Below are 1,834 nucleotides of genomic sequence, written 5' to 3'. Positions count from 1 at the left end.
GGCAACGAGAACTCGGCTGGTTACAAGATGACTGTGGCTGCGCCGCAGGTCAAAGGCGCATCGGCATCAACTCTCCGTCGATCTCGGGCTTTGTTCCGATCTCGAACGGCGCTGGCGGCAACCTGCCGTGGCTGTTCCGTGACTCGGGCATTTCGTCCTATGCTGAAGTTCTGGCAAACAACGACGTTCCGCGCATCACCTACTACACGCCTTCCTTCAACGGTCTGACCCTCGGCGTGTCCTACGCTGCTGCGTCGAACGTTGCAGGTACCGGTGCAAACGCTGGTAACAACTTTGGTGTGAACCGTAATGCCGGCGTGACCGACATTTTCGACATCGGTATCGCATACAGCCAGTCGTTCAGCGGCGTTGACCTTGATCTGTCGGCTCGTTGGGGTACTGCAGAATCCAACGTTGCTGGCACCAGTGATCCCGAAGTTTGGGGCGTTGGCGCAAGCGTTGGCTTCAGCGGCTTTGTCATCGGCGGTGGTTACAGCGAGAACGACAACGGTGGCATCCGTGCATTCGACTCCGAAGGCTGGAGCCTTGGTGTGACCTATGACATCGCTGGCCCGTGGTCGGTTGGTTTCGACACCTACCAGGGTGAGTACAATGGCGTTGGCGCCGGTTCCGGCGACGCTGCCGAATACGAAGCCTACCAGCTGGTCGGCAGCCGTTCGCTCGGCGCTGGCGTGACCTGGGCCGTGTACGCAGCCTATGTTGAAGGTACTGTGAACGCAGATGCCGGCGGCACCTTTGGTAACGCCAACACCACGACCGAAGGTACCCTCATCGGCACCTCGATCAACCTGTCGTTCTAATCGACCGGTAACAAGACAAGGGGCGGGGGGTGACTTTTCCCCCCGCCTTTTCTATGTGTGCCGCATATGTGAGCAAACTGCGGAGGCCGACGGGGCATGTTATGCCGCGCTACGGATTATGCGGAGCGGTCAGGTCATCACGCTGTAAACGCGAGTGATTTTCGACAATCCGCTCCGCATAACGACGAGCTTGTGCCCTCGCGGGTTCTTTTGGGCGAGAAGTGGTTCGCCGGCATTTTCCGGCATTGAACCCATGTCAGGAGATCGAATGTCCAGCACCCCCAAGAAAAGGCGGAACACTCCGCGGTATCTCACGCTTTCAAGGCTTCATTTCGCCCGCCCACACTTCGAGGGCTATGTCCGTTGGCTTCACGCACGGAATTACACCAAGTCAACGATTTCAATGCTGACCATTTACTTGGGGCATTGGACGGATTGGATGCACGACGCCGGCTATGATCTCGGCACCATCCACAGCGGATACGCAGCATCTGTACCGGCCTTCAGGGCCATGCCGAATTACTCTATGCGATTGCGATCAGGTGCCCTGTTTGTTCTCTTCCTTGAAGAACTGGGTATTGTCGACCCACTGCCGAAGCCGCCGTCCCCGAGTGATCGGTGGCCGATCCTTGGCGAGTTCCGGGATTGGATGCTCCGGAATCGCGGGGTGTTGGACAGCACCCTCGACACCTATCAGAACATCCTTGTTCACATGTTCCTCGTTCTTGGCGACGCGCCTGAAGCTTATAGCGCCCATGCAATCAGGGAGTTTGTGTTGGGACGCGCGGGCATGCACGGCGTTGCCCATGCAAGGATAACGGTGACCGCCACTCGCGCATTCCTGCGTTTCCTGATCGCAACTGGGCGTTGCCCGGCCGGCCGTGACCAGGCCATCCCGAATTTTGCGGGCTGGCAATTGGCGCCAGTACCGGACTTTCTCAACGACACTGACATCACGAGGATCGTGGCTGCTTGCAGCGGTGAGGCCCGCCTGCGCGATCGCGCGGTCATTC

General features: G+C 58.7%; 1 protein-coding gene and 1 pseudogene. Both read left to right on the top strand.

Annotation, left to right across the window (positions count from 1 at the left end; translation table 11 throughout):
* Nucleotides 1-821, top strand: an 821-nt coding sequence (locus ROS217_RS00010) for a porin (protein WP_009815566.1), incomplete at its 5' end; no start/stop codon positions are given.
* Between the two features lie 268 nt (nucleotides 822-1,089).
* A pseudogene (locus ROS217_RS00005) lies at nucleotides 1,090-1,834 on the top strand (hypothetical protein); the annotation flags it as partial.

It is taken from the genome of Roseovarius sp. 217, assembly GCF_000152845.1.
GTDB lineage: Bacteria > Pseudomonadota > Alphaproteobacteria > Rhodobacterales > Rhodobacteraceae > Roseovarius.
This window is presented reverse-complemented; position numbering and strand designations above follow the sequence as displayed.